Consider the following 23647-nt stretch of genomic DNA (forward strand, 5'->3'; position numbering starts at 1 on the left):
GATTAATCTTCGTAACGGATGAGTGAAAACACGTCGTATCCTTCGAGACGCTCGCGTCCACCGAGTCCATCAAGTTCGATTAAGAATCCGATTCCAGCGACAACGCCACCGAGTTGTTCAATCATTTTGATTGTCGCTTCAATCGTACCACCTGTGGCGAGCAAGTCATCTAAAATGACGACTTGTTGGCCCGGTTTGATTGAATCTTTGTGCATCGTCAAAATGTCTGTGCCGTATTCGAGACCGTATGCGACGCGAACCGTCTCACGTGGCAACTTACCTTCTTTACGGACCGGGACGAACCCGAGTTCAAGTGCGTACGCTGCCGGGCAACCGACCACGAATCCGCGTGCCTCTGGACCCGCGATTAGTTCAGCACCGCGCTCCTGAGCATAAGCAACGAGCTCATCGACCGCTTTTTTGTAGGCTGGTCCGTCTTGCATGAGGGACGTAATGTCCTTGAAGCTGATTCCTTCTTTCGGGTAATCCGCTACTTCTTTAATATGCTGTTTGAAATTCATTTTATGTGTAAGCCTCCTGCATCTTGTTCGATCGCAATGATTGTAACCGCTCTTTCAGTTCTGCCAACGACGCATAAATGAAACGCTCCTCGAGTTGGACTCGTCCGACCCGGCGCTTATAACATGGCGCTTCGGTCAAATCACGTTTCGGCGCTTCTGGATTCACTCCAGGCAGTCCGTCTTCCATTGTAACAAGAAATTCGAGTTCAGAGAATACTTGATGCATAAATTGAATCGTATTTTTTGACCATTTTCGCTCGATTGACAATCGAATCAAGTTTTCGCGCAGGTTTTTCCGTTCGCACGTTGCCATATGAACGTAGTATGTTCGGAAATCTTCCCGTGTCGGCAACTTCTCGAAGAACGAGCCGCCTTGCCCGAACGCACAGTAGATGCGTTCGACGTCCTCGGTCAACAAGTCGGCCAATACGTCTTCCTCATCCGGTAAATCGAGCAAGACGACGAACGGCTTGAGCGGCGTGTCGAGGTCATGGAGCGGGAAGTCGTCCCGCCCTTGGAAGGAGATGAACGACGTCGTGTCGCCCGGCAGTTGTTTCAACTCGTCGAGCGAGTTTTTCTTGCCCCGGTAATCGAACACTTGGAACCCGTCGACACGGATGTCTTGAATCATGAGCTGCGGCTTGCGCATGCCGTTCCATTCATTCACTTGCAGACTACCCATGACCGAGACGTGGGCCATCTTCGAAATTTCGGAGACGACATGACCGAAACCGAAGCCGATGCCATCGAGTTCCCGTTTGTCCCCTGCGAGCTGAACCTTCAAATGGGTGTTGTCACGCCCGATTTGACGGATGTCGCGGAGTCTTGCATCCGCCACGACGACACGCGGTGATGGATTGCCCATCCCAAACGGGGCGAGCTTGCCAATCTCTGAAATCAAGTCGAGCGACACATCGTTCACGTCGAGCTTCAAGTCAACGTTGACGCGGGCGACGAACGTCTCGTCCGGAATCGACTCGGCCTGTTCGTTCAGACGGCGGCGCAGTTCGGCCACGTTCTCCGATTGAAGCGTCATCCCGGCCGCGGCCGGGTGTCCGCCGAAGTGCGGCAAGATATCTTCGTTCTTCGATAATTCTTTGAACAAATCGAAACCGTCGATTGAACGGCCCGACCCTTTCGCTTTCCCTGTTTTCGGATCATGGCACAAGAGGATGACCGGACGATAATACGCCTCGACGAGCCGTGAGGCGACAATCCCGACGACGCCTGGGTTCCAGCGTTCACTGGCGACGACGAGGACGCGGTCGTTCGTCATCGAGGCTTCGACGAGTTCTGTCGCTTCTTTGGCAATCGTCTTGACGATGTCTTGGCGTTCTTTATTCTGTTTGTCGAGCTGTTGTGCCAGTACGAGCGCTTCTTCCTCGCTTTCGGCGAGCAACATCTGGAGCGCCGGCATCGCCGAGTCGAGCCGTCCGGCCGCGTTGATGCGCGGACCGAAGGCGAAACCGACCGACTCCTCGTTCAACGTCCCGTCCGTCAACGCGCACACTTCACGGAGCGCCAAAATTCCTGGGCGCTTCGAATCGTCGAGCGCCTTGAGCCCGAGCTTGGCGAGCAGGCGGTTTTCCCCGTCGAGCGGGACAAGGTCAGCAATCGTGCCAAGGACCGCCAAATCGAGCAACTCCTCTGGCATCCGACCGAGCACGGCATGCGCCACTTTGAGGGCGACCCCCGCCCCGGCGAGCTTGTCGTACGGATACGATGGATCGATATGCGGATGGATGATGGCGAACGCGTCCGGCAGCGTTTCTTTCGGTTCGTGGTGGTCGGTGATAATCAAATCGACCCCGAGCTCTTTCAAAAGCGCCGCCTCTTCAATTCCTGAGATGCCACAGTCGACCGTGATGATGAGGGTGAACCCTTCACCGGCGGCCCAGCTGAACGCCTCTTTATTCGGTCCATACCCTTCGGTGAATCGGTTCGGGATATAGCATTCCGCCATGACACCCATCTCGGTCAAGGCGTGCCACATGACGGCCGAGGCGCTGACGCCGTCGACGTCATAGTCACCATAAATCAAGACCATCTCACCTTCGTCAGCCGCTTGCTTCAAACGATCGACGACTTTTGGCATCTGTTCAAATAAAAACGGGTCGTGGAACGTCAATTCGTCCTCGACGTATAAAAACGCCTTGGCCGCCTCGACGTCGCGATGCCCCCGTTGTGTGAGGAGCGTCGCGAGTTGCTCCGATATATTTAGTTCTGTCTGTAACTGTTCAATCGCTGCTGCATCCGTTTCCGGGTACACCCAGCGTTTCTTCGCATGATACATATTGCCTCACTCCAATCAATTGTAGATTATATCAGAACGAGCGAGTGAAGTGCCGTCTTGACATTCAAAAAGGTCCCCCGATTGACTCGGGAGACCAATGGTTACGCCTCTGGGACAGCAGATTTCTTTTTGTTGAGCGACATGCCTTTGATGAGCAACCAAAGGTATGAGGCGATGAAGATTGATGAGTACATCCCCATGACGAGACCGACGAGAAGCGCGAGCGAGAAGCCGCGAATCGATTCGGCACCGAAGATGTATAAAGCGATGACGGTGAACAATACGGTGACGACCGTGTTGATCGACCGGACAATCGTTTCTTGAATCGCTTTGTTGACAAGCATCCGGTACTCGTCCATCGTCTTGATTTTCCGTTCTTTCTCGTACGCTTGAATGTTCTCGCGCACCCGGTCGAACGTAACGATTGTATCGTTGACCGAATATCCGATAATCGTCAAGATGGCGGCGACGAAGTACAAGTTGACCTCGATCCCAAAGATCGAGAACGCCACGAGCATGAAGAACGCATCGTGGAGCATGGCGACGACGGTCGCGACACCGTAAGAGAATTGGAAGCGGAACGTGATATACAAGATAATCCCGAGCGATGCGAGCGCAACGGCGTAAATCGCGTTACGGGCAATGTCTCGGCCGACTTCGGCTGAGACGGTGCTGATGTTCGGGTCGTTCCCGAACGTCTCCGTGAACACGGTCTTCACCGACGCGACTTCTTCCTGGGTGAGTTGCCCGACGAACGTCACGTTGGCGAGCGTCCCACCTTCTGCATATTGGACAGAAGAAATTTCTTCATCCACGCCTGCCTCATTGAAAGCAGCCGCTAAATCGTCTTGTGACACTTGCGACTCGGTCTGGACTTCGACCCGTGTTCCGGATGCGAAGTCGATTCCAAGGTTCAAACCGCGGAAGAACAAGATACCGAGTCCGATGATGACGACGGCACATGAGATGAGGAACAACGTCCGCATCGGTTTAATATAGTTTAATTCAGTGAGCTTAAAGTTCACGGATTTCACTCTCCTTCACACCAAACCAGCCTTTGCGCTTGTCGAAGAGACGACTTGCGACGAGGAGGTGCATCAAATAACGCGAGATGAAGACGTTCGAGATGAACGTCATCGCGATCGAGATCATGAGCATGAGCGCGAATCCTTTGACGGAACTCGTTCCGAAGTAGAACAAGACCGCTGCCGAGATGAGCGTCGTCAAGTTGGCATCGATGATTGTACTGAGCGAGCGACGGTTACCGGCACGGAAAGCCGATAGGACTGACTTCCCGGAACGGAGCTCGTCTTTAATCCGCTCGGCCGTGATGATGTTCGCATCGACCGCCATACCAATCCCGAGGACGAGACCGGCAATCCCTGGTAGCGTCAAGACGGCGTTAATCCCGTTGAAGAACAACATAATCAAGTTGATATACAAAATGAGTGTGATGATCGAGACGAGACCGGGTAAACGATAGAAGAACAACATGAACAAGAAGATGGCGACGACACCGATGACCGACGCGAAGACGGTCTTCTCAAGCGCGTCTTGACCGAACTGGGCCGAGACCGACGTCGAGTAAATCTCTTCAAGTTTGACCGGGAGTGCCCCGGCGTTCAAGATGTCCGCTAAACGTTGACCGCTCTCGGCGTCGATATCCCCACCGGAGATGATGGCTTTATCCGACAGAATCGGTCCGTTGACCGAAGCGTCCGAGACGATTTTCGAATTCTCTTTTTGAATCTCTTCTTCGTACGAGTCACCTTCCTCATAATCGAGCCAGATGACGAGACGGTTTTCTGGTGCCGGACGCTGGGCGATCTCAGACGTCACTTCACCGAACTGTTCGGCCGACTGGAGCGTCAATTCGACGACCGGGTTCCCTTGCTGATCATAGCTGATCGAGGCACCACGCGGTGCGAGATCTTTCCCGTCGAGGAGGACGTTGTCGTCGATGTCACGGAAGGTGAGCTGCGCCGTCGACGAGAGTACCTCGCGGGCATCGTTTTGGTTCGATACACCTGCGAGTTGGACACGGATTCGGTTACTGTCCTCAATCCGGATATCCGGTTCAGACACACCGAGCACGTTGACCCGGTTGTTGATGGCGCGAACGGTTGCATTCATCGCTGATTGGTCGATGACATCGCCATCTTCAAGTGGCTGGACTTCGTACAGCACTTCAAACCCGCCTTTGAGGTCAAGGCCGAGGTTCGTGTTCTTCACGACCCAAGGAGTCGTCAAGACGGCGAGTAGGATCGTTGCAATCATGATGACCGCAAAGATCGCGATATTCCCTTTTTTGTACATACGACAAATTCCTTTCTAAACACATGTTCTCGTAAAAAAACTTCTCTCGTTAACATTACAAATATTCTAAACATTTATCAATCGTTTTCCTAAAATTGTAACACGGGAGCGTTGATTTCCCACGCTTTTTTGCGTATACGACTAAATGTTGCATTAGGGCAAAACTTGAGCTATGATGTGATTATCAACTTACACTACATGCAAAGGAGTCCTTTCCAATGGATAGCACGATTATCTATGCCTTTTTACTGACATTGTTCGCTGGACTCGCGACGGGAATCGGAAGTATGATCGCCTTCTTCGCCAAACGGACCAACACTGCGTTCCTGTCGGTGTCCCTTGGCTTCTCAGGCGGGGTCATGATTTACGTATCCTTTATCGAGATTTTTCCGAAGGCACTCGCTGAACTCGTCGGCGCCCATGGCGAGCAGACCGGTACACTTTATACGGTCCTCGCGTTCTTCGGCGGGATGATGCTCATCGCGTTAATCGACAAGTTCATCCCGTCTCCCGAGAATCCGCATGAAGTCAAATTTGTCGAGACGATGCAAAACGACCCGTCGTCTCAAGAACTCGCGACGACGGCGACCGAACGCGTCCCGTTGAATCACGAGACGAAACAGCGGCTTCATAAGATGGGAATCTTCATGGCACTCGCCATCACGATTCATAACTTCCCGGAAGGCTTGGCCACGTTCATCTCGGCCCTCGATGACCCAGCAGTCGGGCTCGCGATTGCCATCGCCATCGCGTTGCACAACATCCCGGAAGGTATCGCCGTCTCGGTGCCGATTTACTACGCGACCGGCTCTCGGAAGAAGGCACTGAAACTCTCTTTCTTATCTGGACTCGCGGAACCGCTCGGCGCGGCCGTCGGCTTCCTGTTGTTGATGCCGTTTTTGAGCGATACGGTGTTCGGCATCATCTTCGCGGCCGTCGGTGGCATCATGGTGTTCATCTCGCTCGATGAATTGCTCCCGGCCGCCCGTGAATACGGTCGAGCTCACCATGCAGTATACGGCATGGTTGCCGGTATGATGGTCATGGCAGCAAGCTTGATTTTGTTAATGTAACCAACTGAGCAATCGGTGAAATTTTAAGAGACCGTGGACACTTATTCGTGTGCACGGTCTCTTTTTTGTTTGCGCTAAATATGCGTAACAGTTATTTACTCTAGCATATATTCCAAGTTTTCATTCTTGATTAACGCCATTGCTTCATCCATTGCGATTCCGGTGAGTAATACTATTTTTTCACGACTTACCTGATTATGTGTAATCCAGATTTGCGCCAGTGATTCTCCGCAACTTGCTCGAATCATCTCATCCGTACCCTCATCATTAGCGACAGTTAACAAGGCGACTTCTACTTTCTTATCATCTGAGACATTCCCCAAATCGATGGCAGCGTCGTCTCTTTCTGTATCACTCGCCGTTTTATCAAGCAATATCTCAATCAATGCAAGTGTATGGTTCACCTTTCATACCTCTTAAGATGGAGTAGTCGACGTCTTAAACAAATGCACAAGGTCTTTCAACTCGACCGACATATGGCTCATCGTCTCGGCGATGCCATTAATTTCTTGAATTGCGGCGAGTTGTTCTTCTACGTTCGCGCCCGCCTCTTCGACGCTTCGTTGCGTCGAGACCGCGTTCGTCGACATGTCTTCGACCGACACAGCGACCTCGGTCGTGTTCGCGCTCACTTCTTCCGTCGCCGCCGCGATTTCACTCATTTGCCGAGACGTCTCTTGGATGACGGTGACAATCTCACGGAATGCACCGGCGACTTCGCCCATTTGGGTCACACCGCTCGTCACATGTTGGCTCGTGACATCGAACGCGGCCTCCACTTCCGACGTGTCGCGCTGAATGTCGACGACGACCGCTTGAATCTGTTTCGCCGACTGCTTCGACTCTTCGGCGAGCTTCCGGACCTCGGCTGCGACGACGGCAAATCCTTTGCCATGTTCCCCGGCACGGGCCGCTTCAATCGCCGCGTTCAAGGCGAGCAGATTCGTCTGTTCCGTGATGGCCGTGATGGAACGGGTGATTTTCTCAATCTCGAGCGATTGGTTCGATAAGCGCTCGACCATCTGTTGCGTCAAGTCGTTCGCTTGTTGAATCTCCCGCATCTGCTGCTCGGCCAACTGAATCGTTTCAAGCCCTCCACTCGCCGCTTCGAGCGTGTGAATCGTCTGCTCGTTCACGCCTTGTGAGGCCGCGGCGATTTGATTCAAACCGACAACGGCTTGATTGACGCCAGACGTCCCTTCTTCGGCCCGTTTCGCCGACACTTGGGCAGCAAGGTTCATCTGTTCGAATAGACCGGCCACCCCTTGCGTCGTCGTGGCGACGTGATCGGTGCTGGCATACAGCTCTTCCGAATAGGCCGTCACTTTGTTCGAGGCCGCTCCGACTTGACGAATCAGACCGACGAGGTTGCGTTTCATGTCGTTGAACGCCGTGACGAGGTCACCGAGTTCATCGTTCGAATCGACCTCGATATCGCCTCCGGTCAAATCGCCTTCGGCGACGACGCGCGCTTCGCTCACGAGTCGATTGATCGGCTTCAAGAATAGCTTTTGAAGTGCAAGAAGCGAGAAAAGACCGACAGCGACGCCGATGATACTGATGACGATCATCCAGATAATCGACTGGCCGGCACTCGCTTGGACCGCTTCTGATTCAGCAGCGAGCGCCTCGCCTTGATACGTGACGAGGTCGGTCACGGTCATCCGGACGCGGTCCGTCGTCGGCGTCACGCTCGTATTGAGCACCGTCTTATAACCAATCTCATCTTGTTGTTGACGAAGGTCGATGACGCGCGCCATTTCTGTATCGAGATGTTGATTGAACTTCTCGAGGTCACCAATCCAGGCGATGACTTTCGGATCTGACGACGACTGTTCGAGCGTGTCCATCAACTCGTCGCGTTTCGTCTGCGCCGCCTCGAGGCTGATGAGCGTCTTCGGGTTCGAGACGAGCAGATAATAATTCAAATAGCGTTCGGCATCCGTCACCGTCAACGCCAAATCCTCGGCGACGAGCATGTCCTGCAGCCGTTCGTTCAATACCCGGTCATACTCTGACGTCGCATTCTGTAATTGATACGAGCCGAGCGCACCGACCATCAGTAAGGCAATCAACGTCGGGAGGAGCGCGGTCGCCATTTTACGCCGCATCGACGAGCGACCTTTCACTCTCTCGGGACGACGTCGAACCTTCCAATTTTTAAGTGGGCGTAGCAATCGTTTCACATCCATGTCTTTTTCTCCTTCTTTCCAATTCTTCTCAACTTGACGATAATGCAAACGTTTTCACGATTCAATTTGATTTTTGGAAAACAGGTGGATGTTTCGTCGGATTGATGAAGTTTCAAAAAAACAGATACAAAATCGTCATAAACAAAAAAAACACCTGACCAAGGGAGGTCAGGTGTTCAAGTGGTTACTCGGCGAATGACGAGTTGCCTTTTTTCGTCACTTCAGCAATCGCACTGCGATTGAACTTGAGGAGTGACTGGTCACATTTCAATGTGACTTGTGTATCTTCGATTTGGTGGACGACGCCGTGAAGGCCGCCGATTGTTACGACGTGATCCCCACGCTCAAGCGCGTTTTGCATCGATTGTACTTCCTTCTGACGTTTCGTCTGCGGACGGATCAACAAGAAGTAGAACACGACGAAAATAAGGATCATCGGTAATAGTGCTACGAGAGTTTCCATGCGTAAAATTCACCCTTTCCTTCAATATCAGGTTCATTATACCGTGAAACTGAAACGTTGTCACATAATCGCTGTCAGAACAATTAGAAATTCTTGGCGTTTGGTTTGTTATACCCATATTCTTCGAAAAACTCTTCCTTGAAGTCCAAGAGGCGGTCTTCGCGGATGGCTTGACGCACTTGACTCATCAAGTTCACGAGGAAGTGAAGGTTGTGTGTCGAGCAGAGGTGAAGCCCGAACATCTCGTCGGCACGAATCAAGTGATGGACGTACGCACGTGAATAGTTCTTACACGTGTAGCAGTCGCACTTCTCGTCGATCGGGCCGAAGTCTGTCTTATGCTTCGCATGTTTGATCGTGACACGACCTTTCGATGTCATGAGCGTCCCGTTACGGGCAATCCGGGTCGGCAAGACGCAGTCGAACATGTCGATGCCGCGAATCGAGCCTTCAATCAACGCATCCGGTGAGCCGACACCCATCAAGTAGCGCGGCTTGTTCTCCGGCATGAACGGCGTCGTGAACTCGAGGGCACGGTACATAACGTCTTTCGGTTCGCCGACCGATAAGCCACCGACGGCATATCCTGGGAAATCGAGCGAGACGAGGTCGGCCGCACTTTGACGACGGAGGTCTTCGTACTCGCCGCCTTGAATGATGCCGAACAACGCCTGATCTTGTGGACGCTCGTGTGCCGTGAGGCAACGCTCTGCCCAACGGCTCGTTCGCTCGACCGATTTCTTCATGTATTCATGTGTCGCCGGGAACGGCGGGCACTCGTCGAACGCCATCATGATATCCGAACCGAGCGCGTTTTGAATCTCCATCGCTTTCTCCGGTGACAAGAACAACTTGTCCCCGTTCAAGTGGTTGCGGAAATGGACGCCTTCCTCTTGGATGTTGCGGAGGTCGGCGAGCGAGAAGACTTGGAAACCGCCCGAGTCTGTCAAAATCGCGCCATCCCAGTTCATGAACTTATGAAGGCCGCCTGCTTGTTTGACGACTTCGTGTCCAGGACGGATCCAAAGGTGGTACGTGTTCGAGAGGATGATGTTCGCGCCCATCGCCTTGACTTGTTCCGGAGCCATCGTCTTGACGGTCGCCTGCGTGCCGACCGGCATGAAGACTGGCGTCTCGAACGAGCCGTGCGGCGTATGGACGATTCCGTGCCGCGCTCCCGTCTGTTTACATGTGTGGATATGTTCGTATGTGACTGCGTGTTTGGTCATTTGTTCTCTTCCTTCCTCGTGATGAGCATCGCGTCTCCAAAGCTGAAGAAGCGGTAACGTTCTTGTACCGCCGTACGGTACGCGTTCAAGATGATGTCGCGCGACGCGAACGCCGAGACGAGCATGACGAGTGTCGACTTCGGCAGATGGAAGTTCGTGATCAGTCCATCGATCGCCTTCAACTCGACACCAGGGTAAATAAAGATGTCCGTCCAGCCCGATGACTCGACGAAGTCCCCATGGTCGCGCACGATCGTCTCAAGCGTCCGGGTCGATGTCGTCCCGACCGCGAAGACGCGGCCGTTATTTGCACGGACGTCACGGAGCGCTTCGGCCGAAGCGGCCGACAACTCGAAATATTCACTGTGCATCGTGTGCTCTTCAATCGTATCGGCCGTGACGGGACGGAATGTCCCCAGTCCGACGTGGAGCGTGAGCGGAATCAATTTGACGCCTTTTGCCTCGGCTGCTGCGAGCAGCTCTTCCGTGAAGTGAAGACCTGCCGTCGGAGCGGCCGCACTTCCACGCTCACGGGCGTATACCGTCTGGTAACGGTCTTGATCGTCGAGCTGTTCACGGATGTATGGCGGGAGCGGCATCGTGCCGAGCTCATCTAAAATCTCATAGAAGATGCCGTCGTAATCGAACTTGAAGCGGCGTCCCCCTTCCGGCAGCTCTTCGACACATTCAGCCCGGAGCAATCCGTTGCCGAACTCGACGATGGCACCGACGCGGACTTTCTTCGCCGGTTTGACGAGCGCTTCCCACACATCATCTTCCGTCTGCTTCAAGAGAAGAAGCTCGACTTTTCCGCCCGTCTCTTGCTTCGCCCCGAACAATCGGGCCGGGAGCACGCGCGAGTCGTTGACGACGAGGGCGTCGCCTGCCTGCAAATAGTCGAGCACGTCGCGGAAATGACGGTGCTCGATATCGCCCGTATCGCGGTCGAGGACGAGCAAACGCGAACTCGTCCGATCGAGGAGCGGTACTTGGGCAATCAGTTCTTCCGGTAAGTCAAAATCATAATCATTTACGTTCAATTGAATGTCTTGCATATCGTTTACTCCTCTTCATAGCCAAAATGAGTCTTTGCGTACTGGGTGATCATGCGGCCGCGCGGCGTCCGTTGCAGGAAACCTTGCTGCAATAAGTACGGTTCATAAACGTCCTCAATCGTCTGGGCGTCTTCCCCGATCGTCGCGGCAAGCGTCTCAAGCCCGACCGGTCCGCCTCCGAACCGTTCGACCATGGCCCGCAACAGTCGATGATCGACCTCGTCGAGTCCGAGGGCGTCGACATGCAATCGGTCGAGCGCGCTCGACGCCATGGCCGGATCGATTTCTTTCGTGCCGGCCACTTGGGCGAAGTCACGGACACGGCGCAATAACCGGTTGGCGATTCGCGGCGTGCCACGGGAACGTTTGGCGATGGCGCCGCTCGCCTCTGGTGAGATTGACAGGCGGAACAGTTGGGCCGTCCGGCTGACGATGGCAGCGAGCTCATGCGTCTCGTAATATTCGAGCTTTAATGTCACACCGAAGCGGTCACGGAGCGGGGCTGATAGCATACCGGCCCGCGTCGTTGCACCGACGAGCGTGAACGGCGGCAAGTCGATGCGGACGCTTCGTGCCATCTCGCCTTGTCCGTAGACGATGTCGAGACAGTAGTCCTCCATCGCTGGATAGAGAATCTCTTCGATCGTGCGGCTCAAGCGATGAATCTCATCGATGAACAGGACGTCGCCCGGTTCGAGTGTCGACAAAATCGCGGCAAGGTCACCCGGACGTTCGATGGCCGGGCCGGCCGTCGTCTTGATGCCGACGCCCATCTCATTGGCGATGATTTGGGCGAGCGTCGTCTTTCCGAGTCCCGGGGGACCGTAGAGGAGGACGTGGTCGAGCGTCTCGCTTCGTAGCTTCGCGGCTTGGATGAAGATGGACAAGTTGCCTTTCGCCTTCTCCTGACCGATATACTGCTCGAACTTTTGCGGACGCAAGCTCCACTCTTCTGAGTCTTCATATTGTTGATGGGATTGTGACAACAATCGTTCGTCCATGGTCTCCTCCTTATTTCAATAGCAATTGCAGGGCGCGCTTTATGTAAGCGTCTGTCGTCAATATTTCTGAGTTCAATTCCTTGCGGACACGCGTGATTTCACGCTCCGAGTAGCCGAGGGCGACGAGCGCCTCGCACGCCTCGTCGAGTTCGGACGCACCTTGGGCAAATAAACCGGTGTTCGGCACATAGTCCGGGGCGAGCTCGGACAGCTTGCCTTTCAAGTCGAGCGCCATCTGCTTGGCCGTCTTCTTGCCGACACCCGGGAACTTCATCAAGTACTTCTCGTTCTCGGTCTCGATTGCGTCGATGAGCGCATCCATATCGCCTGAGGCGACGATGGCGAGCGCGCCTTTCGGCCCGATGCCGTTGACGCCGAGCAGTTTGTTGAACAGTTCGCGTTCCCGGCGTGAGCGGAAACCGTACAGCGTCTGCTGGTCTTCACGCACATAATGATGCGTAAATACGATTACATGTTCGTCTTGTTCACGATAAAAAAACGGGTTAGGCACACTTACTTTGTAGCCGACGCCCGAAACATCCAACGTTATATATTCCGCGCACACATAGGCGACGGAGCCTTTTACGAATTCAATCACGGTCATATCTCCTCTTCATAGGAAAACTGCATTCATTGTACCATAACCGCCGCCACGAAAAAAGGACAGGCGATTGCCTGTCCTTAGCGTGCGAGCATCCGTTCCAGGGCGAGGGTCGCCCATTTCGTCGTCTCTTGATCGACGCGGATGATGTTGACCGGATCCATCTCGAGCGACTCGAGTGCCCAGAGCAGATGCGGTAAATCGATGCGGTTCATCGTCAAGCACGGGCACATGTATGGGTTGAGCGAGATGATGTCTTGCTCAAGATGCGTCGCCGCGAGGCGGTTGACCAAGTTCATCTCGGTGCCGACGGCCCACTTCGTCCCTGGCGCGCTCGCCTCGATTTGGTCGATGATATAAGATGTCGAGCCGGCCTCGTCCGCCGCCTGCACGACGTCGAACGTGCACTCGGGATGGACGATGATGCGTCGCTCCGGGTCGTTCTTCCGTAACGCCTCGATTTGGGCGACGTTGAACTTCTCATGGACCGAGCAGTGCCCTTTCCATAGAATGACGCGGACGTCCTCGATATCTCCCGTGTAATCGAGTCGTTCCCGGAGCGGGTCCCAGACGGCCATCGCCTCGAGCGGCACGCCCAAATCATACGCCGTGTTCCGTCCGAGATGTTGGTCCGGCAAGAACAAAATCCGCTCGCCGGCCTCGAGCGCCCAACGCACGATGTCATGGGCGTTCGACGACGTGACCGTCGCCCCGCCATGTTTGCCGACGAACGCCTTGATGGCCGCCGTCGAGTTGACGTATGTAATCGGAATGATGCTGTCTCCGAGCGTATCCGTCAGCTCTTCCCACGCAATCTCCGTCTGATCGATATCAGCCATGTCGGCCATCGAACACCCGGCCCGCATATCCGGCAAGATGACGAGCTGGTCGTCGCGCGTCAACATGTCGGCCGTCTCGGCCATGAAGTGCACGCCGCAGAAGACGATGAACTCGGCCTCGCTCATCTGTTCGGCAAGCCGTGCGAGCTGGAGCGAATCTCCGGTCGCATCCGCGAACTGGACGACCTCGTCCTTTTGATAGTGGTGGGCCGGTAAAAACAGACGGCTGCCGAGCCGTGCTTTAATGGCTTCAATCCGTTCTTCCATTTGTTCAACCGTCAAGTCAGCGTATAGCGCTGGCATCGTTCCGAGTAACTGCATGTTTGATTCCTCCTATGAGATTTAGACTACAATCGAGCGCCGTCACCGAATGGGTCAACTGCCCGATGGAGATGACGTCGATGCCTGTACCGCGATACGAGGCAATCGTCTCGACGGTGATGCCGCCTGACACTTCCGTCTTGATATGTCCTGGGACGAGCGCGCGCCACACCTTCACTTCTTCCGGCGTCCGGTTGTCGAACATGATGATGTCGGCGTTCGCCGCAATCGCCTCATGCAACTGGTCGACCGTCTCGACCTCGACTTCGACCGGTGTCGTATGGCCGGCCAGCGTCCGGGCCCGGGCGACCGCGTTCGCGATGCCGCCGAGTGCCGTGATGTGGTTGTCTTTGATCATGACCGCGTCGTCGAGCCGGAGCCGGTGATTCTTCCCGCCACCCGCGCGAACGGCTTGCTTCTCGAGCATGCGAAGTCCAGGTGTCGTCTTACGCGTATCGCTGACGGTGATCGTCGGGTCGTCGAGTCGCTCGACGCAACGCCGCGTCATCGTGGCAATGCCGCTCAAATGTTGGACGAGGTTTAACAGCACCCGTTCCGTCTCGAGGAGCGTCCGTGTCTTGCCCCGCAACGTGAACAGTTCATCCCCGACCGAGACATTCGAACCGTCCGGTAGACACGACTCGACGACGAGCCGTTGCAACTGTGCCAGTTCCAAGACGACGTCCATGCCACAGAACACCCCATCCATTTTGGCGGTGACCGTGGCGAATGATGTTTCGCGCTGATCAATCAACCCGCTCGAGATATCGCCGAAGCCGATGTCCTCATGTAGAAATGCCGTCAGCTGTTCGCGCAAAGCGATCTTGTTCATAACCATCCTCCGTCCTCATCATGGCACGCGCCAAAAGCCGCGCCGCCTCTAAACTCAATGTCTGTTCACTTAATTGTCTTGTCACGTGTTTCGTCCGTGCCAGTTGTTGGGTATTTTCTAAGAAACTTGCGATTTTGCTTACATGCGGCGAGATTGTCAGCCATTCCCCAATCTGTTGCCGATAGCGGCCGAACAGATCCAGCGACACTTCAAACGCGGTCGTCTCGTTCACCGTGAACGGCTTCTCCTCCACTGTCATCGCCGTCGCCAACCGCTTCCCGAACACCCAGCATTCGAGTAACGAGTTTGACGCGAGTCGATTCTTCCCATGGACGCCCGTATCGGCGACCTCACCGACCGCATATAGTCCCGCGACCGCCGTTCGACCATAAGCGTCGACGGCGACACCGCCCATATGGAAATGCAGTCCCGGCCGGACCGGGATGCGGCGGATGTCGATGCCGTGCGCGTCACACGTCGCCACCAGTTTCGGGAACCGTTCCCAAATCCGTTCGACACGGCTCGTATCCAAGTACACCGGTCCCGTATGGTTCGTGAGCACGCGAGCGACCTCGTCCCTTGGGGCGAGGCTACCGAGCGGGTGTTGCCCCATCACATGTTCTCCGGACGTGTCGACGAGCATGGCTCCAGCCCCGCGCAGCGCTTCCGTCACGAGATGCGGTGAATCGACCGCGAGTAGCGTCGGATGAAACTGAATCCGGGACAAGTTTGTGAGCCGCGCCCCGACCGCTTCCGCCAAGACGAGCCCGTCCCCTGTGACCGAGCGACAGTTCGACGTCCAATCGATCAGCCCGCCGATGCCACCGGTCGCAAGGACGATGGCCCCGGCCTGAACGTGGAGGCGGGTCTCCCCGTTGAAACCGGTCGCCCCGTTCACACGGCCATCAGACTTCGTCAAGGCATCAATCAGGACGTGCTCCATGACGGTCACATTGTCCGGCAGTTGTCGCCGCAGCGTCGCCATCACGTGCCGGCCCGTCTCATCGCCACCGACGTGAAAAATCCGATTCAACCCATGTGCGCCTTCCCGACCGACCGCATAGCCAGTCGCGTCGCGGTCGAAGACGACACCGAAACGCTCCAGCTCTTGAATCGCCGTCCGCCCTTCCTCGACGAGTGTATAGACACGTTCGGGCACGGCCGCCAGTTTCGAGGCGATAAGTGTATCCCGCTCATGGTCGACGCTCGATGGTTCCAAGTACGAGCTCGCGATGCCGCCTTGGGCCATGTCCGAGTTCGCACTCGTCACTTCGTGCTTGGAGACGAGCAGGACGTTCAACGTCTGGGGCAAATGGAGGGCGACCGTCACGGCGGCCAAGCCGGCCCCGATAATCAAAACATCGACCTGTTCAAACTGTAAAGACATCTGTATATCACCTGTTTTTCATATGTAATGTTGACTTGTAAACTAGTTTCGCATAATTTTGTGAAGAAGACAACATAAGAAAAGGGGAACTTTACGATGAACCGTTACTTTGATTATGCGGCGACGCACCCGATGACAAAATCCGCCCTCGACCATTACGTCGCCATGGCGCGGAGCGTATACGGTAACCCGTCTTCCCTCCACACGCACGGATACATGGCCGACGATTACTTGACCGAGGCCCGGCGTCTCGTCAAGCAGGCACTCGGACTCGACATGCTTCGCGGCAAGTTGCTGTTCACCGGGAGCGGTTCCGAGAGCAACTATATCGCGCTAACGAGTCTCCGGAAGCGCATGAAGGGCAGTGAAGTGATCACGTCGTGGCAAGAGCACGACTCGGTCGCCCTCCTCCTCGACGAATGGGAAGCGGAAGGCGTGACCGTCCACCGCCTGAAACTAAAAGACGGCCGCTTCGACCAGGAGACGTTCGCGCGTCTGCTCGACCGCGACATCGGGCTCGTCACGTTCCAGCATGTCAACTCCGACACCGGATGGACGCTGCCGCTCCATAACATCCTTTGTCAGTTGAAATATAAGAAAGTGTTGCTCCACATCGACGGCGTTCAGGCGCTCGGCAAGATTCCCATCTCGGTCGACGGGATTGATGCCTACTCGTTCAGCGCCCATAAAGTCGGCGGGCCAAAAGGCGTCGGCGGCCTCTATATGGAACGGCTGTTGCCACCGCCCTACTACCCGGGACACCACCAGTATGGCATCCGTCCCGGTACGATTGACGTCCCCGGCATCTGTGCGTTCGTCAAAGCGTTCACCGACCGGCACGAGGCGCGGACACGTCATGAAAGAAATTTCTTGGCGTTTCGTGCTATCTTGAAAGAGAAGACATCGTCTTACGTGGACTGGCTCGAGTTCGACCAGCAAAGTCCCGCCATCTTCTCGTTCGTCTCGAAGCAGCGGGACGGCCAATGGTGGATGACCGAACTCGACGGGCTCGGCTTCCAAGTCTCGGCAGGCTCGGCCTGTCGGGCCGGGCAGAACGGGCCGAACCGGATGCTCGAGTCACTCGGCTATGAGACGAGCGCCTGCCACGGCCTCGTCCGCATTTCCTTCGGCGAAGACACGACCATCGAAGCCACGACGGCACTCGCCGAAGCCATCGTCACTTTAGCAAGGAGAGTTGGATCTTATGAACAAACGCTTAGCCGGTGAAGAACGCCGGCGCACGTTATTGGAAATGATTGAACAGAGCTCTGAGCCGATTACTGGCTCTGAGCTCGCCCGCCGCGTCGCCGTCAGCCGACAAGTCGTCGTCCAAGATTTGTCGCTCTTGAAGGCGAAAGGTCATCAGATTGTCGCGACAGCCCGCGGCTACGTCTATCTACCCGGCGAGGCCTCCCCGTCCGCCTACACCCGTAAAATCGTCTGTCGTCACGAGGCCGAGGCCATGGAGGCCGAAATGAACGCCATCGTCGACGAAGGCGTCACGATTCGGGACGTCATCATCGATCATCCGGTCTACGGTTCGTTGACGGGCCAATTGATGGTGAAGAGCCGGCGTGATGTCCGCGCCTTCCTCGAACGGGTCGAGGCGAATCAGGCAGCCCCGCTGTCTCATTTGACGGGCGGTTTGCATATCCACACGCTCGAGGCCGATAGCGAAGAGGCCATCGATGCCGCTGTCTCGGAACTCGAGCGGCTCGGCGTCCTCGTCTCCGAGCTCGACTAAGATGTCACAAATACGTGACATCTTTTCTTTTGCTTTCGGTCCATGTCCGTTATACTGATGGATGGAACAACGACCGTACAAAATCTGGAAAGGAGGGAATCATCATGTGGCACATCTTCGAACAACTGTTGCTCGGCTGTGGCGTCTTCAGTGTCCCGCTCGGCATCTTCATCCAATTCATCCCGAACGAGCTCGTGCTCGCCTACGGGGGCCACTTGATCGGTTCTCTCGACGTCTCGTTCCTGCTCGTCTTCCTCCTGGCGTGGTCGGCGTTCGTCCTCAGTCAAATCGTTCTCTATTGGATCGGCCGCTATGGCGGTCGTCCTGTCGCTCTCCGGCTTTATAAGTCATTTCGCATCAGTGAAGCGAAGCAACAACGCGCCGAGACATGGTTTGAGACGTATGGCGCCTGGATTGTCTGTCTGAGCGTCATTTGGCGCCAACTGTTCGCCGTCAGTGCCGGCGTCATGCGCTTGTCGTTCCGAAAGTTTTTGACGGTGACCGTCGTCGTCTTCGCCGTCTGGTCATTCGTGTTCGTCAAACTCGGGATGATGCTCGGCAACAATTGGCGTCACATCGGTGAAGTCACGCACGGATTCCTGCCGTATGTCGGGATCGGCATCGGACTGTATCTCCTCATCCGCTATATCCGCGCAAATCCGCGCCTATTTAAAAAGTCAGCCTGAGCAGATTCGCTCGAGCTGACTTTTTTGAATAGAGGGAAAAGCGTAGTCGGTACCGAATTAAGAATAGTGAGGAAAGCGTTTTTTTCTCGGAATAGAGATAGCCACCTTCAAAGGAGGAATTACCATGTTCCATCGTCGAAAAACGTATACCATCCGTCCAGAACGCTTAGATGAATTCACCGAGTTTTTCCATACATACCTGTATCCGATTCAGGTATCGCACGGCGCCCGTCTCGTCGGTCGTTGGGTGACCGAAGATAAAGATGAGGTCATGGCCCTCTGGGAATATCGTGACCGTGAGCATTACGAACAAGTCGAACGCGATTACCGCTCGAGCGGTCTCCGCCGCGAGGCGATGAAGAAGCGGGCCCGCCTCGGCAAAGACTTATATATCAAGTCGAGCGAAGAGTTCATGATGCCGACCGGTCACTACACACCGCCGCGCACCATCGTTTCCGTGACGGCCTACGTCACGAACGAGGCCGGCGAGGTGCTCCTCGTCCAGAACACGCACCGAAACGATACGTATGAGATGCCGGGCGGACAAGTCGAAGAGCATGAATCCATCGTCGACGCCGTGCATCGCGAAGTGAAAGAAGAGACCGGTATCGACATTGAGGTCGACGGCATCACGGGCATCTATCAAAACGTGTCCTCGCGCGTCCTCTGCGTCACGTTCCGCGCCCGCTACGTCTCGGGTGAACCTCAGCCACAACCTGGCGAGACGCAAGAAGTCGGCTTCTTCAAGGTCGACGCCTCGAACGTCGGCGACTATATTAAGCGCGATCATTTCCAGATGCGCCTGCTTGATGCCATCGACCCGACGTATATGCCACACGCCATCTATAAAGTACGTCCTTACGAGTTGCTCGAACGCGTCGAGCGCCATCATACCGTCTAATCAAAAGGAGGGACCGCCGGTTGGCGATCCCTCCTTTGTTCGTTTACGCTTGTTCCGCCGATTCGGATTGACCCGTCTCGACGAGCAACTTGCGAATCCGACGCTTTTCGACGTGGAGAACGGTGAACGTCATGTCCTCATACGTGACACGCGCACCTTTCTCTGGAATGTCTCCTAACAGTTCGACAATCCAACCACCCATCGTGTTGGCATCTACTTCAGGTTCTTTAATTCCCATCTCGTCCGCAAACTCATCGACATCCATGTCGGCCATACACTCGTAGACACCGTCACGGAGTCGTTTGAGATAGACGATCGACTCATCGTGCTCATCCCAAATGTCTCCGACGAGCTCCTCGAGCATGTCTTCGAGTGTGATCAGGCCGGCCGTCCCACCGAACTCGTCGAGGACGATCGCCATGTGCGATTGTTTTTGCTGGAGTACAGGAAGCAGTTCAATCAGTTTTGTCTGCGGTGATACGTAGGTGAGCGGGCGAATGAGCGAACGGACGTCCGTCACTTCATCCCGCATCATCGAACGAAGGAAATCACGTTCCGACAACACCCCGATGACGTTGTCAATTGAGTCTTTATATACCGGTAGACGAGAATGCCCACCGCTAAAGATCGTGTCTTTGATTTCTTCGAGCGTATCATCGATGTCGACGGCAAGGATATCGATCCGCGGCGTCAACACATCGTCGACAGTGATGTCGTTGAAGGCGAAGGCGCTATGCACGAGTTCCGCTTCGGTCTCGCCGAGCACCCCTTCTTCTTCTCCCATATCGACGAGCACTTTCAACTCTTCTTCCGTCACCGACGGCTCTTTGTCGTTCATCCCGATCATACGGAGCACGAGCTTCTTCAAACCAGTGAAGATCATCGTCACCGGTTTCAAAACTTTGACGAGGAGCAACAAGATACCGCTGATGAGCAGCGAATACTTCTCGGCGAACTCTTTCGCGAGCGACTTCGGTAAAATCTCACCGAAAATCAAAATGATGACGGTCGTCGCGAACGTCGAGATGACGAGTCCGGTCCCGCCCGAGTAGATACTCGTGGCGATGGCCGTCGAGACGGTCGCCGCCCCGATGTTGACGATGTTGTTCCCGACGAGAATCGTCGAGAGCGTATCGTCGAAGCGGTCGACGAGGTGAAGGACGCGCTTGGCGCCCTTGTCCCCATCTTCCGACATGCGAATCATCCGGACACGGTTCACACTCGAGAGCGCGGTCTCGGCAGAAGAGAAAAAGGCTGACAACATAACTAAAGCTACATAAAGAATTAAACTAGACGAGGGCACAGGGTCCACGTTTACTTCACACTCCATTTCCTAATTAAAAAGATTATTCGACGAATTCGAATTCAAAGTCCAAGATGGCGACGACGCTACCGTCTTCGGCACCTAACTTGCGAAGGTCGTCATCGACGCCCATTTGACGCATTTGACGCGCAAATCGTTTGATTGATTCGTCGTGATCGAAGTTCGTCATCTTGAAGAGCTTCTCGATACGAGGGCCCGTGATCACGAAGCGATCGTAGTCATCAATATGAATCTGATACCCCTTCTCTTCCTTCTCGTAACGATAGACGACACGTGGTGTGGCCGTCTTCTCTTCGAGCTCTTCGAGTGGGAACTCAGGTGTCGAGTCGACAAGGTTAGCTACTTCGATGAGCAGGTTGCGAAGTCCGTCTTTGGCGAGTGCCGAGATCGGGAAGACTTTGACGTCGTCTCCGATTTTCTTCTGGAACTCTTCAAGCAATTCCGGCGCATCCGGCATGTCCATCTTGTTGGCGACGACGATTTGCGGACGCTCGAGGAGACGCAAGTTGTACGACTCGAGCTCGCGGTTGATCGTTGTGTAGTCTTCGAACGGGTCGCGCCCTTCCATGCCGCTCATATCGATCATGTGGACGATGACTTTCGTCCGCTCGATGTGACGCAAGAATTGGTGACCGAGGCCGACGCCTTGGCTCGCCCCTTCGATGAGTCCAGGAAGATCGGCCATGACGAAGTCACGGTCGTCTGCCGTCTTGACGACACCGAGGTTCGGTGTGATTGTCGTGAAGTGGTACGCGCCGATTTTCGGACGTGCCGACGAGACGACTGACAAGAGTGTCGATTTCCCGACTGACGGGAATCCGACAAGACCGACGTCAGCGAGCAATTTCAACTCAAGACGCAATTCGCGCTCTTGACCTGGCTCCCCGTTCTCGGCGATTTCTGGTGCCGGGTTGGCTGGCGTCGCGAAACGACAGTTCCCGCGGCCTCCACGTCCACCTTTGGCGATCGTGGCCCGTTGGCCGTGCTCGGTAAGGTCGGCGATGACCGTATCTGTTTGTGCATCGAACACGATGGTGCCTGGTGGGACTTTGACGACGAGTGGCTTCGCTTTTCGTCCGTGCATGCCTTTCGACATCCCTTTTTCACCATCATGGGCGATGAATTTTTTCGAGAATCGGAAATCAACGAGTGTACGCAATCCCTCTTCTACTTCGAAGACGACGTCACCACCGTGACCTCCGTCTCCTCCTGCTGGTCCACCGTCTGGAACATACTTCTCGCGGCGGAATGCGACCATCCCTTTACCGCCGTCTCCAGCTTTTACAAAAATATTAACCTGATCGACAAACATTTAATTCCCCTCCTTTATAACGAACGTAGAACATTCTACTGTTTGCTCGTACACTTCATCTGACGTGAACACGTCTTCCGGCACATGACCGAAGACGCGGACCATCAGTCCGTCCGTGAACGTCACATGAATCGGTCCATCCGTTCCTGACAGAAGACGGACAAGCTTGTCCGCCACGCGCGCGTCGTCTAGTGACACGCGGTCGGCCGATACCTTATAGGTCAACCTTCCTTCCCAGTTCGCTTGCATGAGGACGAGACTCGTCGTCGGCATGTCTAAGCGAATGAGCGCACTCTCCTCGTCGGCGTGCTGACGATATCGCTCGTACAGCTCCTCAAGTTTTTCAGGCTCGAGCGCCGCGTACAAGGAGATCATCTGAAGCCGATTCATCCATTCGTGACGGACGGTCGATAATAGTTTCAGTGCTGTCTGTGAGTTCATGCAATCCTCTCCTAGTAAAACTAGTAAAAAAGACTCTAACCAAATAAGTGGCTAGAGTCTTCTGCGTGGTTCTACTTACGCAACTGGGTAAACGCTCACTTGTTTCTTGTCGCGACCAAGACGCTCGAAGCGTACTACGCCGTCAACTTTTGCAAACAATGTGTCGTCGCCACCACGGCCGACGTTTTCACCTGGGTGAATTTTCGTACCGCGTTGACGGTAGAGAATCGATCCAGCTGAAACAGTCTGTCCGTCAGCGCGTTTAGCGCCGAGGCGTTTCGAAATCGAGTCACGACCGTTTTTAGTCGATCCTACTCCCTTTTTCGATGCGAAGAACTGAAGGTTCAATTGTAACATGAGGTCCACCTCCTATTGTTCAATTTGGATATAATCACCGTAACTATGGGCGATCGTGTCTAGTTGCACGAGCATCCCTTCTAATAACAGTTGGGTGCGAGTCATGTCCTCCGGTGATACGTCAGGATATGTCTCGACATAAAAGTAGCCACCCTCTGTTTTGTCTGCCATTTCTACAAGAAGCGATTGACCGGCCAGTACCTCGACAGCGTTGTATGCCCCAAAGATGATGGCAGAAACGCCGGCACAGACCAAATCAGAACCGGGTTCAGCAAAGTTGGCGTGACCTGTCACTTCAACGGAACGAATCGACTTCGTCTCGTCTCGTCTGACCATTACTCGAATCATAGCTTACGCTTCGATTTTCTCGATGCGAACTTTCGTGTAAGGCTGACGGTGACCTTGCTTACGACGGTAGTTTTTCTTAGCTTTCATTTTGAAGACAGTGATCTTCTTCGCGCGACCGTGTTTAACGACAGTTGCTACGACTTTAGCGCCCTCTACGAGTGGAGCTCCGACTTTAACATCGTCACCACCAACGAAAAGAACTTCACCGAATTCTACAGTACCCTCGACATCAGCATCGAGTTTTTCGATGTAGATCTCTTGACCTGCTTCAACTTTGATTTGCTTACCACCAGTTTTGATGATTGCGTACATATACGTGCACCTCCTTATTAAACTCAGACTCGCCATCCAGGGCAGGGCGGAACCGTTTAAACCCGTTCTGTGCGGTTGTAGCCATTTGGGTGCTTCCAA

General features: G+C 54.6%; 23 protein-coding genes, 1 pseudogene and 1 other annotated feature. Of the genes and pseudogenes, 5 read left to right on the top strand and 19 right to left on the bottom strand.

Features of this window, described 5'->3' with window-relative positions; translation table 11 throughout:
* Positions 1-2 precede the first annotated feature (2 nt).
* The 3 genes and pseudogenes from KNP83_RS09065 to secD form a co-directional block, all read right to left on the bottom strand.
* The gene (locus KNP83_RS09065; protein ID WP_214762179.1) at positions 3-521 is read right to left on the bottom strand and encodes an adenine phosphoribosyltransferase; all 519 of its coding nucleotides are present in this window, start codon (positions 519-521) and stop codon (positions 3-5) included.
* Between the two features lies 1 nt (position 522).
* Positions 523-2814, bottom strand: coding sequence for a single-stranded-DNA-specific exonuclease RecJ (gene recJ / locus KNP83_RS09070; protein ID WP_214762180.1), 2292 nt, complete (start codon positions 2812-2814; stop codon positions 523-525).
* 101 nt (positions 2815-2915) lie between these two features.
* Positions 2916-5130: pseudogene (gene secD / locus KNP83_RS15260) on the bottom strand (protein translocase subunit SecD).
* A gap of 218 nt (positions 5131-5348) precedes the next feature.
* Here secD and zupT point away from each other — a divergent pair.
* Positions 5349-6203 carry a zinc transporter ZupT gene (gene zupT / locus KNP83_RS09085; protein ID WP_214762183.1) on the top strand — a complete coding sequence of 285 codons (855 nt, stop codon included), beginning with the start codon at positions 5349-5351 and terminating at the stop codon, positions 6201-6203.
* A gap of 95 nt (positions 6204-6298) precedes the next feature.
* Here the strand turns inward: zupT and KNP83_RS09090 are convergent, their stop codons facing one another.
* The 10 genes from KNP83_RS09090 to KNP83_RS09135 form a co-directional block, all read right to left on the bottom strand.
* Positions 6299-6607, bottom strand: a complete 309-nt coding sequence (locus KNP83_RS09090; protein ID WP_214762184.1) for a hypothetical protein — start codon at positions 6605-6607, stop codon at positions 6299-6301.
* Between the two features lie 12 nt (positions 6608-6619).
* On the bottom strand, positions 6620-8395 hold the full coding sequence (locus KNP83_RS09095; RefSeq protein WP_214762185.1) for a methyl-accepting chemotaxis protein: 1776 nt from the start codon (positions 8393-8395) through the stop codon (positions 6620-6622).
* Between the two features lie 184 nt (positions 8396-8579).
* The gene (yajC, locus tag KNP83_RS09100) at positions 8580-8858 is read right to left on the bottom strand and encodes a preprotein translocase subunit YajC (RefSeq protein ID WP_021066898.1); all 279 of its coding nucleotides are present in this window, start codon (positions 8856-8858) and stop codon (positions 8580-8582) included.
* Positions 8859-8941: 83 nt separating this feature from the next.
* On the bottom strand, positions 8942-10087 hold the full coding sequence (gene tgt, locus KNP83_RS09105) for a tRNA guanosine(34) transglycosylase Tgt (protein ID WP_214762186.1): 1146 nt from the start codon (positions 10085-10087) through the stop codon (positions 8942-8944).
* A complete protein-coding gene (queA, locus tag KNP83_RS09110; protein ID WP_214762406.1) occupies positions 10084-11127 on the bottom strand; it encodes a tRNA preQ1(34) S-adenosylmethionine ribosyltransferase-isomerase QueA in 1044 nt (347 codons plus the stop codon). Before queA ends, tgt begins: the two co-directional genes overlap by 4 nt.
* Before the next feature lie 20 nt (positions 11128-11147).
* Positions 11148-12143, bottom strand: coding sequence for a Holliday junction branch migration DNA helicase RuvB (gene ruvB, locus KNP83_RS09115; protein ID WP_214719557.1), 996 nt, complete (start codon positions 12141-12143; stop codon positions 11148-11150).
* A 10-nt stretch (positions 12144-12153) separates the two neighbouring features.
* Positions 12154-12741: a Holliday junction branch migration protein RuvA gene (ruvA, locus tag KNP83_RS09120; protein WP_214752719.1), complete on the bottom strand. Its 588-nt coding sequence runs from the start codon at positions 12739-12741 to the stop codon at positions 12154-12156.
* Between the two features lie 83 nt (positions 12742-12824).
* Positions 12825-13904 (bottom strand): quinolinate synthase NadA, encoded by a 1080-nt coding sequence (gene nadA, locus KNP83_RS09125; RefSeq protein WP_214762187.1) that lies wholly within the window; start codon positions 13902-13904, stop codon positions 12825-12827.
* Entirely contained in the window at positions 13867-14736 is an 870-nt protein-coding gene (gene nadC, locus KNP83_RS09130) for a carboxylating nicotinate-nucleotide diphosphorylase (RefSeq protein ID WP_214762188.1), read from the bottom strand. Before nadC ends, nadA begins: the two co-directional genes overlap by 38 nt.
* Positions 14690-16123: an L-aspartate oxidase gene (locus KNP83_RS09135; RefSeq protein ID WP_214762189.1), complete on the bottom strand. Its 1434-nt coding sequence runs from the start codon at positions 16121-16123 to the stop codon at positions 14690-14692. The genes nadC and KNP83_RS09135 overlap by 47 nt, the downstream gene beginning before the upstream one ends.
* A 96-nt stretch (positions 16124-16219) precedes the next feature.
* Between KNP83_RS09135 and KNP83_RS09140 the strand changes: the two genes are divergently transcribed.
* The 4 genes from KNP83_RS09140 (at position 16220) to KNP83_RS09155 (ending at position 19454) form a co-directional block, all read left to right on the top strand.
* Positions 16220-17350 carry a cysteine desulfurase family protein gene (locus tag KNP83_RS09140; protein ID WP_214762190.1) on the top strand — a complete coding sequence of 377 codons (1131 nt, stop codon included), beginning with the start codon at positions 16220-16222 and terminating at the stop codon, positions 17348-17350.
* On the top strand, positions 17328-17867 hold the full coding sequence (locus KNP83_RS09145; RefSeq protein ID WP_214762191.1) for a transcription repressor NadR: 540 nt from the start codon (positions 17328-17330) through the stop codon (positions 17865-17867). Before KNP83_RS09140 ends, KNP83_RS09145 begins: the two co-directional genes overlap by 23 nt.
* A gap of 104 nt (positions 17868-17971) precedes the next feature.
* Positions 17972-18553, top strand: coding sequence for a DedA family protein (locus KNP83_RS09150; protein WP_214762192.1), 582 nt, complete (start codon positions 17972-17974; stop codon positions 18551-18553).
* Between the two features lie 124 nt (positions 18554-18677).
* Positions 18678-19454 (top strand): NUDIX domain-containing protein, encoded by a 777-nt coding sequence (locus KNP83_RS09155; protein ID WP_214762193.1) that lies wholly within the window; start codon positions 18678-18680, stop codon positions 19452-19454.
* A gap of 43 nt (positions 19455-19497) precedes the next feature.
* Here the strand turns inward: KNP83_RS09155 and KNP83_RS09160 are convergent, their stop codons facing one another.
* From KNP83_RS09160 to rplU, 6 genes are all read right to left on the bottom strand, one after another.
* Positions 19498-20784, bottom strand: coding sequence for a hemolysin family protein (locus KNP83_RS09160; RefSeq protein ID WP_285801561.1), 1287 nt, complete (start codon positions 20782-20784; stop codon positions 19498-19500).
* Positions 20785-20800: 16 nt separating this feature from the next.
* Positions 20801-22090 (bottom strand): GTPase ObgE, encoded by a 1290-nt coding sequence (gene obgE / locus KNP83_RS09165; RefSeq protein ID WP_214762195.1) that lies wholly within the window; start codon positions 22088-22090, stop codon positions 20801-20803.
* Positions 22091-22531: a Spo0B domain-containing protein gene (locus tag KNP83_RS09170; protein WP_214762196.1), complete on the bottom strand. Its 441-nt coding sequence runs from the start codon at positions 22529-22531 to the stop codon at positions 22091-22093.
* Positions 22532-22606: 75 nt separating this feature from the next.
* Positions 22607-22888 carry a 50S ribosomal protein L27 gene (gene rpmA, locus KNP83_RS09175; RefSeq protein WP_016508537.1) on the bottom strand — a complete coding sequence of 94 codons (282 nt, stop codon included), beginning with the start codon at positions 22886-22888 and terminating at the stop codon, positions 22607-22609.
* 12 nt (positions 22889-22900) lie between these two features.
* Complete coding sequence (locus tag KNP83_RS09180; protein ID WP_031200131.1) at positions 22901-23236, bottom strand: ribosomal-processing cysteine protease Prp; 336 nt, start codon at positions 23234-23236, stop codon at positions 22901-22903.
* A 3-nt stretch (positions 23237-23239) separates the two neighbouring features.
* Positions 23240-23548, bottom strand: a complete 309-nt coding sequence (rplU, locus tag KNP83_RS09185; RefSeq protein WP_016508528.1) for a 50S ribosomal protein L21 — start codon at positions 23546-23548, stop codon at positions 23240-23242.
* Positions 23549-23563: 15 nt separating this feature from the next.
* Positions 23564-23635, bottom strand: a sequence feature (ribosomal protein L21 leader region).
* Between the last annotated feature and the right edge of the window lie 12 nt (positions 23636-23647).

Origin of the sequence: Exiguobacterium sp. s146 (genome assembly GCF_018618415.1) — a bacterium.
Taxonomy (GTDB): Bacteria; Bacillota; Bacilli; order Exiguobacteriales; family Exiguobacteriaceae; genus Exiguobacterium.

Coding starts and splice junctions, on each gene's coding strand:
- KNP83_RS09065 (WP_214762179.1), bottom strand. CDS start 521: ATGAATTTCAAACAGCATATTAAAGAAGTAGCGGATTACCCGAAAGAA.
- recJ (WP_214762180.1), bottom strand. CDS start 2,814: ATGTATCATGCGAAGAAACGCTGGGTGTACCCGGAAACGGATGCAGCA.
- zupT (WP_214762183.1), top strand. CDS start 5,349: ATGGATAGCACGATTATCTATGCCTTTTTACTGACATTGTTCGCTGGA.
- KNP83_RS09095 (WP_214762185.1), bottom strand. CDS start 8,395: ATGGATGTGAAACGATTGCTACGCCCACTTAAAAATTGGAAGGTTCGA.
- yajC (WP_021066898.1), bottom strand. CDS start 8,858: ATGGAAACTCTCGTAGCACTATTACCGATGATCCTTATTTTCGTCGTG.
- tgt (WP_214762186.1), bottom strand. CDS start 10,087: ATGACCAAACACGCAGTCACATACGAACATATCCACACATGTAAACAG.
- ruvB (WP_214719557.1), bottom strand. CDS start 12,143: ATGGACGAACGATTGTTGTCACAATCCCATCAACAATATGAAGACTCA.
- nadA (WP_214762187.1), bottom strand. CDS start 13,904: ATGCAGTTACTCGGAACGATGCCAGCGCTATACGCTGACTTGACGGTT.
- nadC (WP_214762188.1), bottom strand. CDS start 14,736: ATGAACAAGATCGCTTTGCGCGAACAGCTGACGGCATTTCTACATGAG.
- KNP83_RS09135 (WP_214762189.1), bottom strand. CDS start 16,123: ATGTCTTTACAGTTTGAACAGGTCGATGTTTTGATTATCGGGGCCGGC.
- KNP83_RS09140 (WP_214762190.1), top strand. CDS start 16,220: ATGAACCGTTACTTTGATTATGCGGCGACGCACCCGATGACAAAATCC.
- KNP83_RS09145 (WP_214762191.1), top strand. CDS start 17,328: ATGAACAAACGCTTAGCCGGTGAAGAACGCCGGCGCACGTTATTGGAA.
- KNP83_RS09150 (WP_214762192.1), top strand. CDS start 17,972: ATGTGGCACATCTTCGAACAACTGTTGCTCGGCTGTGGCGTCTTCAGT.
- KNP83_RS09155 (WP_214762193.1), top strand. CDS start 18,678: ATGTTCCATCGTCGAAAAACGTATACCATCCGTCCAGAACGCTTAGAT.
- KNP83_RS09160 (WP_285801561.1), bottom strand. CDS start 20,784: ATGGAGTGTGAAGTAAACGTGGACCCTGTGCCCTCGTCTAGTTTAATT.
- obgE (WP_214762195.1), bottom strand. CDS start 22,090: ATGTTTGTCGATCAGGTTAATATTTTTGTAAAAGCTGGAGACGGCGGT.
- KNP83_RS09170 (WP_214762196.1), bottom strand. CDS start 22,531: ATGAACTCACAGACAGCACTGAAACTATTATCGACCGTCCGTCACGAA.
- rpmA (WP_016508537.1), bottom strand. CDS start 22,888: ATGTTACAATTGAACCTTCAGTTCTTCGCATCGAAAAAGGGAGTAGGA.
- KNP83_RS09180 (WP_031200131.1), bottom strand. CDS start 23,236: ATGATTCGAGTAATGGTCAGACGAGACGAGACGAAGTCGATTCGTTCC.
- rplU (WP_016508528.1), bottom strand. CDS start 23,548: ATGTACGCAATCATCAAAACTGGTGGTAAGCAAATCAAAGTTGAAGCA.